This is a genomic window from Wolbachia endosymbiont (group A) of Epistrophe grossularia (assembly GCF_947251435.1).
GTDB classification, from domain to species: Bacteria; Pseudomonadota; Alphaproteobacteria; order Rickettsiales; family Anaplasmataceae; genus Wolbachia; species Wolbachia pipientis.
The window spans coordinates 80,145-92,899 of the sequence record NZ_OX366363.1 but is presented as its reverse complement, the minus strand read 5'-3'; the positions used below and the strand labels follow the sequence as shown (position 1 = coordinate 92,899).

The window sequence follows — 12,755 nt, the reverse complement described above, 5'->3', positions numbered from 1 at the left end:
ATTACTTCACATTATAATCACTTATCAAGAGTTAGTCAATTGATAACATTTTATTAAAATATTGTATAATTGTTGCTGATACTTCTTCGATCGACTTTTGCGTGACATCGATAATTGGCCAGTTATTCTGTTTAAAGAGCTCCTCTGCTTCTTTAATTTCCTTTTCTACTTTCTCAGGGTTAGCATATATATTATTATCTTCGTTGTTAATTGAAGTAAGTCTATTTTTGCGTATTTCTATTAGCCTACTTACGTCTATTGTTACCCCTATCGTTAGTTTATTTTTTAATTTTGCCAAGTCAACATAAAAGGGTACTCCACTAACAAAAGGAATATTTGCAACTTTATAGCCTCGGTAAGCTAAATACGTACTGGTGGGAGATTTTGATGTACGTGAAACTCCAACCAAAATTATATCTGCTTTATCAATATCTTGAATATTTTGTCCATCATCATGATTAATAGTGTAGTTTATTGCCTCAATGCGCTGAAAATATTCGTTATTTATCTCAGTATGCAAGTCAAGCTTTTCGTCTTTTTCAATTTCAAGATAGGACGAAATTTCTCTAATAATATGTGATAATATTGCTCTATAGGGAATTTTCAACTTTATACAGTTATCTTTTAAATATTTTCTTAGCTCATCATCAGTAATAGTGCATATAACAAAATTATGCTCATCACTTTTCCTATTAATTTCCTCCAGAATTTTGTCAATCTGCTCTTCCCCTTTTACAAAAGACCAAACATATTCGATCGTTTCTATAGAACGAAAGTGTTTCAGAGCTGATTTTGCAACTGATATAACAGTTTCACCACTTGAATCTGATACTAAGTGTAGATTAAGCTTTTTAATGGTCATGTTTTATATAGTGTTATACTAAAAATAATGGCTAGCAACCTGCTACTGAAATTATGCTAATTTGTTGACCTACGTAAATATAGAAAAACTATCCTGTTGATAAAACTCAAACTAATTGGTAAATTCTTAACACAATTATTCTCAAAACGAATGTTTTTATTAAAGCCCACAAATTTCTCTTATTTTTCTAAGAAAGCTCTACCTTGGCTTGGGGTTATTTGTTTCGCATGTTTTTTAATTGGAATGTCTTTGGCGTTATTCTTCTCCCCAGAAGATTATAAACAAGGAGAAATTGTACGAATCATGTACATTCATGTGCCTTCTGCATGGCTTGCTCTTGGAATATATGGATTAATTGCATCACTTAGTTTCATTTCATTGGTGTGGAACAATAGCATTGCTAGTGTCTTGGCACATGCTGCTGCTCCTGCAGGGACAGTCTTTTCGGCAATATGTTTAATCACAGGCAGCATCTGGGGAAAAGGAACCTGGGGCACTTGGTGGGTATGGGATGCAAGGCTTACTTCAATGCTGATTTTATTTTTCCTATATGTTGGCTACCTTTCATTGTGGAGCGCTTTTGATAATGAAGCGAGGGCAGAAAAATCAGCAGCAGTATTTGCCATCTTTAGTGCTATAAATATTCCTATAGTAAAATTTTCCGTGAATTTATGGTCTACTCTCCATCAGCCAGCAAGCATTTTGAGAAAAGGTGGAATAGCAATAGAAAGTTCCCTGCTGTTGCCACTGGTTGCAATGTTTATGTTTTGTGCCACATTTTTTTTAGTAGTGTGGATACTGTATTCACTTTACTTAATTAATTTATATAAGATAAAGAGAGAAATCAGTATGCGGTATTAGGCCGAGAGATGAAAATAGAACACACCACATCACCAAGTAGCAAAGACATTGAATTCCTACTCAAAAAGATTAATGAAGAAACCGTTGATAAAGGTACGTGTAACCCATTTGCTTTTTTTATTCGCGATGATACTGAACAAATTATTGTAGGTTGTAGCGGTTTTGTTATCTATGGTTCAATTTACACTGACTTGCTTTGGGTGCACTCTGATTATAGAAGAAAAGGTATGGGAAAGCAGCTAATGGAAGAAGTTCATGATTATGGTCGTGAGATGCACTGTAAAATAGCAACCGTTGCAACCATGAATTTTCAAAAAGCGAAAGTATTTTATGAAAAGCTTGGGTATAAGTGTGATCTTGTACGTCCAGGGTATGTTAACATGTATATTTTTGAAGAAAGTGTTGTGAGATGCACTGTAAAATAGCAACCGTTGTAACCATGAACTCTAAAATATTTAAAGAGCCTACTAATATCTTTAAGGTAAATGTTCATGTGATTCCGCAGAATAATTCTGTTTTTTGATTCTATCTGTCCATTTATCATTTTCTATATCTTGTTTGTTGGTTGCTTTTTTTTCTTGCTCAACAATTGCCTTATCTATCTCCTTATGAATTGCATCAATTGCATTAATCGCACCTCCTTTTTTGTATACTTCGCTTTTCCCTTCAATAATTAACTTAATAAAAGTATTTACAACAGACTGCACTTGATTATGATTAACCTGACCTTTTATCAAAGAAGGTAAAGAGCCTAATTCCATCAATACTTCTGGTGCTGTTTTATCTTGAGTGGAAAGTCCTAAATTATCTGCTACTTTACTTATTAATAACTCTCTGTGTTCTTTATTATCTTCCAATTTAGCATAATCACTCAATAGATCTATAACGGTAGATACTCTGACTTCAACAATATCATCAACATCTTCATCTTCTAGAGCAACTCCTGACCCCAATAACCTCTCTCTGAGATTTTCGCTTAAAAGATTGATAAATTCTTCATTTGCATCTGATCCTGTGGTTGATATTGTACCATCTAAATAGTTACTTTGAGCACCGAAGCCATGCTCTATTTGTATTTTTGTCTCAGGTTTAAATCCTAATTTTGCACAGAATTTCTGAAAATATTCTTTAATAATGTCAAACAAGCTCTTGCCATTATCTTTATAATTTTTTAACTCTTTAGGAATAGTAAGTGACAATTTACCATCTCTGTATGTTACAAAGTCTTCACCATTGTGAGATTCAATTGTAAATTCCAATGAACTGGGCAGATTACATATCTTATCGCCATGCATAACTTGATTTTTAACAGAGAGTATTGGTAGCCTCATATCAGATCTAATTCTCACATTATTTTGGTTAGCACAATCAATGTTTATTACTTTTTTAGGATTTTCTACTATGAACGACTGTCCAAGTGCAAGTTGGGTTTGTATAAATGGAGCAGCCTCATACCCTGCTTGATTACAATTGGTGACTAGCTCTTCTAAAATAGCATCACTTGGAACTTCTGCCCCAGCGTATCTGAACATTTTTTTGAAAACTTCTTTTGCAAAGGAACGGTAATCCTTGTTTTCATCTTTCTCTGTTGGTAATAGATGGATATACCTTTGGCCAGCATTGTAAAATTCTTCAAATTCTTTCTTATATGAATCGGTTTTTTGATGATTGGCAGTTTTGGAATTTTCACAGTGATTTTTCCATAGCTCACCCAATGCATTACTTACAAGCTCTTTCTCAATATCTTCGAGTACTGAAGCAACAAAAGCTTTGCCATGATCCGTATCTATTTCTCTTGTTCCTTTTTTGTTAAATATTTCGTCATTATATATATCATCACTATTAAAAAGTTCGCTTTTGCGGTGCTTAGCTCCTTCCTTAAATGCAATAATAAGATTTTTATCTATTTCTTTTCCGTTAATAATAAAATTCATCCTTTGAAAATCTAAGAACATTGTTTCACCGGAATTCGCTAATTTATTATCTTGATCTGCTCTTAATTTACTAAAATTGAACTCTTTAGCTGTGGCCTTTAATCTAACTACTGGACTCTTATTATTTTTTCCTTTTGTCTCTTTCATAAATAACACCTTACTGTAAATATGCTGTAAGTTATATCATATAATGATGAATAATTTGGTAATATATTAAGAAAATCGACAGTATATTTCTTTATTTAAGGGGTGTAGGAAAGGCGTAGATTTCTCTTTCCATTTGTAGCGTACTGCATTAATATTTATGTATTAATCTAGAAAATAATGATGAATAACATTGTAATTGTTGGTCTGCAATGGGGTGACGAAGGCAAGGGTAAAATAGTAGATTATCTTTCTGAGAATGCAGATGTAGTTGTGAGATTTCAGGGAGGAAATAATGCAGGGCACACTATAGTAGTAGATGATGAGGTTTATAAATTAAATTTACTGCCCTCTGCTGTTTTGAGGCCAGGCAAAATATCTATCATAGGAAATGGCGTTGCTCTTGATCCACACGCTCTAATCTCAGAAATAGAGTCATTGAAAGTTAAAGGAGTAGACGTAAACTATAACAACTTGATGGTATCCGAGAGCTGTCCATTAATACTTAGCATACATAAGGACAAGGAAAAGCTATTTGAAGATTTAAATGGAAATCACAAAATTGGTACAACAAACAAAGGGATAGGGCCATGTTATGAAGATAAAGTTGGAAGGAGAGCTATACGCCTTTGTGACTTAGAAAACGCAGATGAGCTCAATAAAAGAGTGGATACTCTTTTGAATTACCACAATGCTATCAGGAAAGGCCTTAACTACCAGGTGGTTAAAAAAGAAGAAATATTAAAGGAAATTCAAGAGATTTCAGAAAAAATTCTTTCATATAAAAAACCTGTGTGGAAGATATTAAATGACTTGATGAAAGAAGGTAAGAAAATAATATTTGAAGGTGCCCAAGGCGCATTTTTAGATATCGACCACGGAACTTACCCTTTTGTTACTTCAAGTAATACTGTAGCATCGCAAGCAATAACAGGCTCAGGGTTATCCTCCAATGCTTACATTATTGGTGTGGTAAAAGCTTATACAACAAGAGTGGGCAATGGCCCATTTCCTACTGAGCAGAAAAATGAAGTAGGAGATAGCTTGTTTACTATAGGTAAGGAACTTGGAACAGTGAGCAATAGAAGAAGGCGTTGCGGATGGTTCGATGCAGTTTTAGTGCGCCAGGCCGTACAACTCTCTGGAGTTTCAAGCATTGTATTAACCAAATTAGATGTGCTTAATTCTTTTGATACAATTAAAATATGCACTGGTTACAAGTATAGCGGAAAAATGTATGATTATTTACCCGCATCGCATTCAATACAAGGGGAATTAGAGCCAATATATGAAGAGTTTCCTGGCTGGAAAGAAAACACTCAAGGTAAAAGGTCGATTGAAACATTGCCTATCAATTTAATAAAATATATAGAAGGGTTAGAAAAATTAATAGGTGTACCAATTCATCTAATCTCAACTAGTCCAAAGAGAGAGGATGTTATTAAGCTTAAAGATTTCTGAAAACGTCTTTGTATCTTAGAGCCTGTACGTAATCTCAAAAAAGAGATAAAGTGAGAGGATAAAGTATATAAAGTAGGATATGCGAAGTTTATAACCAAGTGACATAAGTCGAGAAAAGTTTGAGATTATTGTAGCAGATCTGGAATCTTGCAGAAAGAAGACAAAACCAAGAACACTTGATTTACATGATATATTTTGTGGAGTGTTATACGTGTTAAAAAGTGGTTGCCAGTGGAGAATGGTATCAAAAGAGTTCCCAAAATGGCGCAATTGTTACGACTATTTTAAGAAGTGGAGTGAAAAACCAGATGTAAATAAAGAAAGTGTTCTGGAGCTGGTATTAAAAAAAAATAATTGCGACAAAACAATGGTCGGAAAAGCTTCTGCATAATTGATGCACAGAGTATAAAAAATGCAGATACTGCTGAAGCTATGATGCAGGCAAGAAGATTTCAGGGCCGTATTGCAGTAGATACGCAAGCATGCAATTTATACAACAACAGCAGAGATAACTGACCGTAGCAGTGCTGTGAGAATGGTCGAAAATGCAAAAGAAAACCTCTCGGGAGTTAAAAATGTACTGGTTGATGCAGGCTATACTGGAGAGAATTTTGTAACTCAAATAAAAACGATTATTGGTGCAACCGTTGAAGTGATCAAAAGAAATGAATTACGTTCCTTTGTTGTATTGCCCAAAAGATGGGTTGTGGAGCGATCTTTTGCTTGGTTAGAAAAATGTAGAAGATTGTGGAAAAATTGTGAGCGAAAACTCAATACTAGCCTACAAATGGTCGTTCTGGCTTTCACTGCCTTACTTCTGAAAAAATTATGAACAGGCTCTTACTAACTCTTATCTAATAAAAAAAATACTTGTGTAACTTCGAATAGTCTATTATGCAAGACAGCAGTATAAACATGTAGTAAGAAATGTATAATGAAAAATAAAAGCTCAAGTTTAACACTTGCAGTTATTTTTACACAATTAAGTAATCATAAAAGTTAGTGTAGGGCGAGGTTATACAGTTTGATTTCTTTTAATATATGTTAATTGGTATAATATAAATATAGTTAAGGAGGTGTATTATGATTGGAAGTTTGGCTAAAGAAGAAAAAACAGCAGAGGCAGGAAAAACAGGTGATCAACTTGAAAAGTGTATTGGACCAACTTCACTGAATAGGGAGGTTTATTACTCTACGTTTATCTACTATACATTAAAAGAGTTATATTCACAATTAGGTGATATCTCTTATGCTAATAAAACAAGATCAGAAAAAGAAATAATCAATTTTTATGTTCTACCTCAATTTGCACGTTTTAAAGAAATTATTGATGAAGATATAAAAAAAGATCCTTCGTTTGCAAATTCTGCTATTGTAAAGTTTTGCTCCTCAATTATAAAAAATAACAAATTACTTAAAGAATTAGAAGAAGTTAGTATTCCTGCCAAAAACTCTAGTGTAAAGGCAAGGGTAAGCTTTCAACTGAAAAATCTGAAAGAAAAGGTGTGGTTCTTAGGAAAACTAAAGGAAAAAAAGAATTTCACTTACGTGCAGAGGGCTTTTGGGGATAAGTGGAGTTTTTATGACCTAATAAATGATGGAGATTTTAAAAAAACGTACATAGATAAAGCAGTAACAGAGTCTGCTAATAAGAGCTTTAAGGAAGATATAGATAAATGCATAAAGTTGGCAGAGCAGGGAAAAGAAGCTGCAAGTAAATATCTTGGAGAGAAAGGCGTAGAGTTTCGAGCTTATTACACAGAAACTGATAACACTCATAGAGTTTTGAATATCAATCTTATTAATTACAATAGAAGTGAGCAAACCAGGATTAGTGACATTTTACAGCAAGAGAAAGATATTAAAGAGCTGAATATCTATTGCAATAAAAAACATGAAATACACGCTCATCGGAAAGGTAAGGAAAGATATTATGAATTTAAAGAGGGCGCATATTATGAAATGAAAAGCACTTGGCCTGTAAAGGATGGATCCGAAATGTGTACCATGATTATGAATGTGAGTAGCGATGGCATAACTGAAGTACTAAAATTTAATGATGAAGATTTTGTGCTATCGGATGAGATCTTAGAATTGATAAAGCAAAATGATGAATTATATATTCAAGGTCTCTCCTTATATGATGCTGTACTAGAAAAAGGTAAGGCTGCTGATGTTGTACCTACTGCTAATAACAATTTTCAAAATGAATCTATAGTGGCCTATCGCAAGGAACCAGAGGGGGAATTAGACCCTAAAGTTGATGCTGACAATAGCCTTCCTCCTTCTATTAATAGCAATGCATCAACTCAAACGGAAGTCAATTTACAACACACTGAAACTCAAACAGAAGTTGCTTCACAACAAATCGAAACTAAAACGGAAGTCAATTTACAGCACACTGGAACTCAGACAGAATTTGCTTCACAACAAATGGATGAATTGATTTTAAATAATCAGATGCTGTCCGAAAAAAACGTTGAATTGAAGCAAGAAATGTCAAATTTGAAAAAAGAAGCTGTTGAATTGAAGCAAGAAATAGAAGCAGGGTTGCAAGTGATAAATAAAAAGCACCATGAATTAATACAAGAAAATCAGCGACTACAGGAGAAACTAGAAACAACCCAAGCAGAAGCTAATCAAACAATTGTAAAGTTAGAGAAGCAGAATAGCAATTTACAAGACAGGTTTGAAAAAGAGGAGCAAAAAAACACGGAATTGCAAACTGAACTGGCACAAAAAAATGAAGAATTAGCAGGTGTGTTAAAAGAGCTACAAGGGAAAGCACAAGAACTTAAAGGTGTATATGAAGAAAAAAGAAAGCTAAAGGAAGAGCTGAAAATTGTTAATGCAGGAAAGAAGAATTTGGAAAAAGAGCTAAATCAAGCACGAGAAGATGCGGAACAGATAATGGTTGAACGACGCCAGCAGAAAGAGCGCTTGAAAGATCAGCTAAGAGAATTAGATCAGGAATATAAGGTACAAGTAGAAATTGAGCAAAAGATTAAAGAATCAGATAGGCAGGATAGCGATTTACAAGATACACTTGGAGAAGAGAGACTAAAACTCAACATTGAAGAACTAGAAAACGAGTACGAGGAATTTCCAGGAGATAAGGTGCTTACACTTGAACTCACTAAAGATGAAGATAAAGTCGAAGAGTTAAGAAACGAGCTAGAGCGTGAGAAAGAAAAGTGTAAACAATTATTAGAAGAAGAAAATGAATGGGGTGATGAATTGGTAGGAATGCTTGATGGACTGGAAGAAAAAATTCGTGCTGATGAACAAAGGAGCTTCAACAATCAATTAACGGGAGAAATTTCTAATGAGTCTGGTAATGCTCCACGACAGAAGAAAAGGTTATCCAAATCTTCAAGCGTTGATAATGAGTCTTATGTTCCACTGAGAGAGAAGACAACATTACTCAGATCTTTAAGCGTTGATAGTGGACTTGATAGCGATGAAGAAAATTGTGATAATGATTTATCTTTCAACATAAGTCCTATAAGTTCTATTGAGAAGGTGGCAGAGAGTAGAAACGTAGGTAGGGTATCATTGTGAAGATGGTTGGGGTTAAGTTGCAACTTAAGTGGGGCGCAAAAGGTCTTTTGTGTTGATAATAATTTAAAATCTATAGTAGACTAAAAAAGATTATTAAATTATAATATAACATATGATAAAAGACGAGAAATCGAAAACAATTTTTGAAGTGGAAGGGGCAGTAACTGCTTTACTACCTGCAGCAGAATTTAGAGTGAAACTGGACAATGAACATGAGATTATCTGTCATGTATCAGGGAAAGTGAGAAGAAGTAAAATACGCATCATTATAGGGGATAGGGTGTTAGTTGAGATGAGCATTTACGATAGGAATGCGAGAAAGGGTAGGATCATTAGAAGGCTTAAAGGTACAAGTGACAGAACGATCTCTAAATAATCTTATTCTTGCTTCATCATCGAAAAGGCGTATAGCTTTACTAAAACAAATAAACATTGAGCCAGGTTTAATTTTGCCAGCAGATATAGATGAAGCCCCTTTAAAAAAGGAACTTCCGAAGGATTACTCAATCCGTATGGCAAAAAGTAAAGCGGAGAAAATACAAAGCTCAAATCCAAATTACTTTGTGCTTGGTGTTGATACAGTTGTTGCTTGTGGTAGAAGGATATTGCTCAAAGCTGAAAACGTTGAGCAAGCAGAAAAATGTATCCGCTTGTTATCAGGAAGAAGGCATAGAGTATACACCAGTGTATGTCTATTAACTCCCGATCAATCTAAACAACATATCAGGACTGTGGTTACAATAGTGAAATTTAAACGTCTCAGTGAACAAGAAATTAAGTATTATTTAGCATCAGAAGAGTGGAAAAATAGGGCGGGGGGATGCAATATACAAGGCCTAGCTGGAGTGTTCGTATTGTTCTTACGCGGCTCCTACTCTTCCGTTATAGGGTTACCATTACATGAAACCTATTGTTTGCTAAGCAATTATTTTAACTTCAATTTATATTGAAATACCTTTATTAGTATCTTTTTTTTGTTGTGACTCAGCAACCTGTTTAGCCCAATCTAGTGGTCTTTTATTTCTGTTAGCTAATGCAATTCTATTGCGATCATAACCATCAGTGTGTTCTGTTAAAGTATCTCCTCTTTCTTCTTCTATTACTCCAGCTTTCAGTTGTGCTTCATCTTTCTCTAGTAATTTATATAGTTCGCTATTTTTATCTACGGTTGGATTAGTGTCAGCATTTTCTCGTTCTGCCACTGTTTTTACATCTGTTGAGCTGTCTTTTAGCAACCCGGCTGCTAATAAATGTTCTTTGGTTTGTTCACTAATTCCTCTTTGATCCACTGGTTTTAGTGGAAACTTCTGAGTTTCTTTATCCAACTTACTGGTAAATTCCGTAAGTAGAGTATCATCTCTTTGTTCAACATTCATTAGGCTCGCTTTTAACTGTCCAGGATTTACTTGAGATTGTTCATTATTGTCATGAGTTGGAGATGAATAGCCCGAATCGTTTGCTTTTATGTCTGTTGAGCTGTCTTTTAGCAACCCAACTTCTCTCAAGCGTTTTTTAGTTTCTTCGCTAATCTGACTCTGATCAGCTGGTTTTAACCCGAGATTTTCTTGACCTAATGTATTTTTAAGTTCTTCAAATAGAGTTAGATTACTTTGTCTAATATGTTCTTCTAATTTCCTTCCTACCTGTTTTAAATCTGTTTGAGATTTACTATCACTATTAGTTGGAGATATATAGCCTGAATCACTTATACTATTTGGTGTTGAAGCAGAGACACTAACAGTTGGACCTTCCACTATTTTTACATCTGCTAAATCGTCTTTTTGCAATCCATCTTCTTTATCTTGTGACAGTTTATCAGTAGGATCAACTTGCCTTAATCCTCTATTATCCTGCTGTGATCTATCTCTGATTTCTTTAAGAAGATTTTCAGGTGGAGTTTGATCACTTTGTTCAATGTTCTCTAAGCTCTTCTTTAACTGTTCAGGATTTACTTGAGATTGTTCATTATTGTCATGAGTTGGAGATGAATAGCCCGAGTCACTTTTATTATTGAGTGCTGTAGCATAGAGCGGCTGTTCACTTTCTTTCCACTTAGCATCACTAGCATCTTGGTTATCACTGTTATCTGGAGAAGATGAATAAGGAATTCTGTCCTTTAATGTCTCTAACGGTGATGGGTTATTTTTTCTACTTCCTGCAATTGATGCTTTTCTATCATCAACATCAATGTGCCGTAAGTTGTTTTTCTTGAAATTTCTGATGTCTTGTAACAGATCGCCTTTGCTATTTCCTTCTTGTTGCTGGGTTTTAGGTTGTTGCTGATCATTAGGTGTTTGCTCACTTCTATCTGGTTTTTGGCTTCCAGGTACAGCATGTCCAAATGTAGGATTGTCATACCGTTCATCTTCTTGCCTATTATCTTGATTGTGGCTTACAGACTTGGTGAAAGTAGAACTATCTGAAGAATCAGAAGTTGCACCTTTTTGCTGATTATTAGGTGTTTGCTCATTTTCGCGCAAGTCATCTGGTTTTTGGCTTCCAGATTTGGCTCCCCCTTGCTCATCGAAAACACCTTTTTTAGGTGGTAGTGAACTAGTTCTAGGTGGAAGTGGCGGAGGAGTTTTTTTGTTCTGAGGATTCTCCTCAAAAAGCGATTGTAGGTTATAAACTTGACCTCCCGAATTTGCTTCTCGTGCTGCTTGTCTAAGCTCACGCTTTTCTTTAGCCTCCTGAGAATTAATTTTATCGTCAAAATCTTTTCCAATTCCGCTATCGTAAGACTGCCTTCTGCTGTTAGATTGTAGTCCAAAATGTGAATGGTGGTCTTCTTTTTTTTGAGTTATATCAGTAGCTTGAACGCTAACACCTCTATTAACATCAATTCTTGTTGTAGTTTCAGATGATAGCTCGTTACTGTCTTTATTATGTTGCATCTCATTCGCTTTTCCTTGTCCTTTCTCCCTGAATTGTATTTCATGCAAGAATAAACCACCTATTTTTACATCTCTGTTTACTTCTAACCGTTCTAGAGAAAAATCATCACCTTTAACAAGGTCTACACCGTTAGCATCAATCTTAATTTTGATCTTACATTCCTTCCCCTCCGCATACCACTTTAAAGTCATTTCATATGAACCATCAGTTACGACATAATGTCTTATTTTTTTCCCTTCTTCCTCGGCAACAAAACCATGCATTCCGCTCTTTCCATCACTATGCAATGTTGAAAATCCTGAGATTTCATTCTTCTCACAAAAATCACTATTTAAAAATTCGCTAATTTTAAACTCTTTTTTGTTATCTCCCAGCGTAATACTTGCGTGATTACCGTATATTGAAACTCCTGCAACATCATCAACATACTCTTTCAACCTTTCTTTAACTTCACTTTCAAGCTCTTGTCCAGCTTTCTTTGTCTTGTCGCATTTCTGAAGAATAACTCCATATGCTTTATCTTTGTTTTCTTCTTCGTCCCAATTCCAGTTGGCGTGTTTTGTTAAAAACTTTACTGTGTTAAAATCAACTCTAGCATTATAAATTGGGTCGTCTTCCTTTTTTATTTTATCAAATAAAGGAAAAATTTCTTGAATGCGCTCATTATAAATGTGTTCTTGTTGTGTATCGTTAGTGCCCATATATCCCTCACTAATAACCCTCTGCCTTTAGTTCTAGCTAATACTAGCTAATATAATTATCACAAGCATTGGTTGAATTTTTATTAAGGAAGGTTGTGTTACTAATGTGATGACACAAGCTATTTTATGGTAACATCAAACGATTTAAGTTGTCATTCCAGTCTGGAATCCAGCCTTTCACGAACCCCATCAAAAATGTTGTGTTTTAACATAAGATTAGCTACTTTTATGCTCACTAATTTAGTGCCAATCAAGATTCCTGGATCCCAGTGTCTGGGCACTGGGATGACATCCTTCTTGGCGGAAATCACTCTTATATCACAACAGCTGCATAGC

At 34.7% G+C, this 12,755-nt stretch carries 10 protein-coding genes and 1 pseudogene; 7 read left to right on the top strand and 4 right to left on the bottom strand.

Features of this window, described 5'->3' with window-relative positions; genetic code table 11:
* Nucleotides 1–31 precede the first annotated feature (31 nt).
* Nucleotides 32–862: a pyruvate, water dikinase regulatory protein gene (locus OPR28_RS00405; RefSeq protein ID WP_253303487.1), complete on the bottom strand. Its 831-nt coding sequence runs from the start codon at nt 860–862 to the stop codon at nt 32–34.
* A 150-nt stretch (nt 863–1,012) separates the two neighbouring features.
* Here OPR28_RS00405 and ccmC point away from each other — a divergent pair, with 150 nt between their 5' ends.
* Both ccmC and OPR28_RS00395 read left to right on the top strand, forming a co-directional pair.
* Complete coding sequence (gene ccmC / locus OPR28_RS00400; RefSeq protein WP_253303706.1) at nt 1,013–1,723, top strand: heme ABC transporter permease CcmC; 711 nt, start codon at nt 1,013–1,015, stop codon at nt 1,721–1,723.
* A gap of 8 nt (nt 1,724–1,731) precedes the next feature.
* Nucleotides 1,732–2,148 carry a GNAT family N-acetyltransferase gene (locus OPR28_RS00395; protein WP_083250453.1) on the top strand — a complete coding sequence of 139 codons (417 nt, stop codon included), beginning with the start codon at nt 1,732–1,734 and terminating at the stop codon, nt 2,146–2,148.
* Nucleotides 2,149–2,199: 51 nt separating this feature from the next.
* On the opposite strand, the gene OPR28_RS00390 is transcribed toward OPR28_RS00395, so the two are convergent.
* Nucleotides 2,200–3,804 carry a hypothetical protein gene (locus OPR28_RS00390; protein WP_253303485.1) on the bottom strand — a complete coding sequence of 535 codons (1,605 nt, stop codon included), beginning with the start codon at nt 3,802–3,804 and terminating at the stop codon, nt 2,200–2,202.
* Between the two features lie 180 nt (nt 3,805–3,984).
* On the opposite strand from OPR28_RS00390, the gene OPR28_RS00385 reads away from it, so the two are divergent.
* The 5 genes and pseudogenes from OPR28_RS00385 (at nt 3,985) to OPR28_RS00365 (ending at nt 9,773) form a co-directional block, all read left to right on the top strand.
* Nucleotides 3,985–5,262 (top strand): adenylosuccinate synthase, encoded by a 1,278-nt coding sequence (locus tag OPR28_RS00385; protein ID WP_070357042.1) that lies wholly within the window; start codon nt 3,985–3,987, stop codon nt 5,260–5,262.
* A 103-nt stretch (nt 5,263–5,365) separates the two neighbouring features.
* Nucleotides 5,366–6,094: pseudogene (locus OPR28_RS00380) on the top strand (IS5 family transposase).
* Nucleotides 6,095–6,345: 251 nt separating this feature from the next.
* On the top strand, nt 6,346–8,823 hold the full coding sequence (locus OPR28_RS00375; protein WP_265023253.1) for a coiled-coil domain-containing protein: 2,478 nt from the start codon (nt 6,346–6,348) through the stop codon (nt 8,821–8,823).
* A gap of 112 nt (nt 8,824–8,935) precedes the next feature.
* Nucleotides 8,936–9,199, top strand: coding sequence for a translation initiation factor IF-1 (gene infA / locus OPR28_RS00370; RefSeq protein ID WP_007550159.1), 264 nt, complete (start codon nt 8,936–8,938; stop codon nt 9,197–9,199).
* Nucleotides 9,177–9,773: a Maf family nucleotide pyrophosphatase gene (locus OPR28_RS00365; RefSeq protein WP_007550161.1), complete on the top strand. Its 597-nt coding sequence runs from the start codon at nt 9,177–9,179 to the stop codon at nt 9,771–9,773. The genes infA and OPR28_RS00365 overlap by 23 nt, the downstream gene beginning before the upstream one ends.
* Here OPR28_RS00365 and OPR28_RS00360 read toward each other — a convergent pair.
* Together OPR28_RS00360 and OPR28_RS00355 are read right to left on the bottom strand one after the other, a co-directional pair.
* A complete protein-coding gene (locus OPR28_RS00360) occupies nt 9,765–12,419 on the bottom strand; it encodes a hypothetical protein (RefSeq protein ID WP_265023252.1) in 2,655 nt (884 codons plus the stop codon). The two genes, OPR28_RS00365 and OPR28_RS00360, sit on opposite strands and share 9 nt — an antisense overlap.
* Before the next feature lie 152 nt (nt 12,420–12,571).
* Nucleotides 12,572–12,730 carry a hypothetical protein gene (locus tag OPR28_RS00355; RefSeq protein ID WP_153296804.1) on the bottom strand — a complete coding sequence of 53 codons (159 nt, stop codon included), beginning with the start codon at nt 12,728–12,730 and terminating at the stop codon, nt 12,572–12,574.
* Nucleotides 12,731–12,755: the final 25 nt, after the last annotated feature.

Bases quoted from the DNA above. Each gene is read 5' to 3' on its own strand.
- ccmC (WP_253303706.1), top strand. From the start codon at position 1,013: ATGTTTTTATTAAAGCCCACAAATTTCTCTTATTTTTCTAAGAAAGCT.
- OPR28_RS00405 (WP_253303487.1), bottom strand. From the start codon at position 862: ATGACCATTAAAAAGCTTAATCTACACTTAGTATCAGATTCAAGTGGT.
- infA (WP_007550159.1), top strand. From the start codon at position 8,936: ATGATAAAAGACGAGAAATCGAAAACAATTTTTGAAGTGGAAGGGGCA.
- OPR28_RS00360 (WP_265023252.1), bottom strand. From the start codon at position 12,419: ATGGGCACTAACGATACACAACAAGAACACATTTATAATGAGCGCATT.
- OPR28_RS00395 (WP_083250453.1), top strand. From the start codon at position 1,732: ATGAAAATAGAACACACCACATCACCAAGTAGCAAAGACATTGAATTC.
- OPR28_RS00375 (WP_265023253.1), top strand. From the start codon at position 6,346: ATGATTGGAAGTTTGGCTAAAGAAGAAAAAACAGCAGAGGCAGGAAAA.
- OPR28_RS00385 (WP_070357042.1), top strand. From the start codon at position 3,985: ATGAATAACATTGTAATTGTTGGTCTGCAATGGGGTGACGAAGGCAAG.
- OPR28_RS00390 (WP_253303485.1), bottom strand. From the start codon at position 3,804: ATGAAAGAGACAAAAGGAAAAAATAATAAGAGTCCAGTAGTTAGATTA.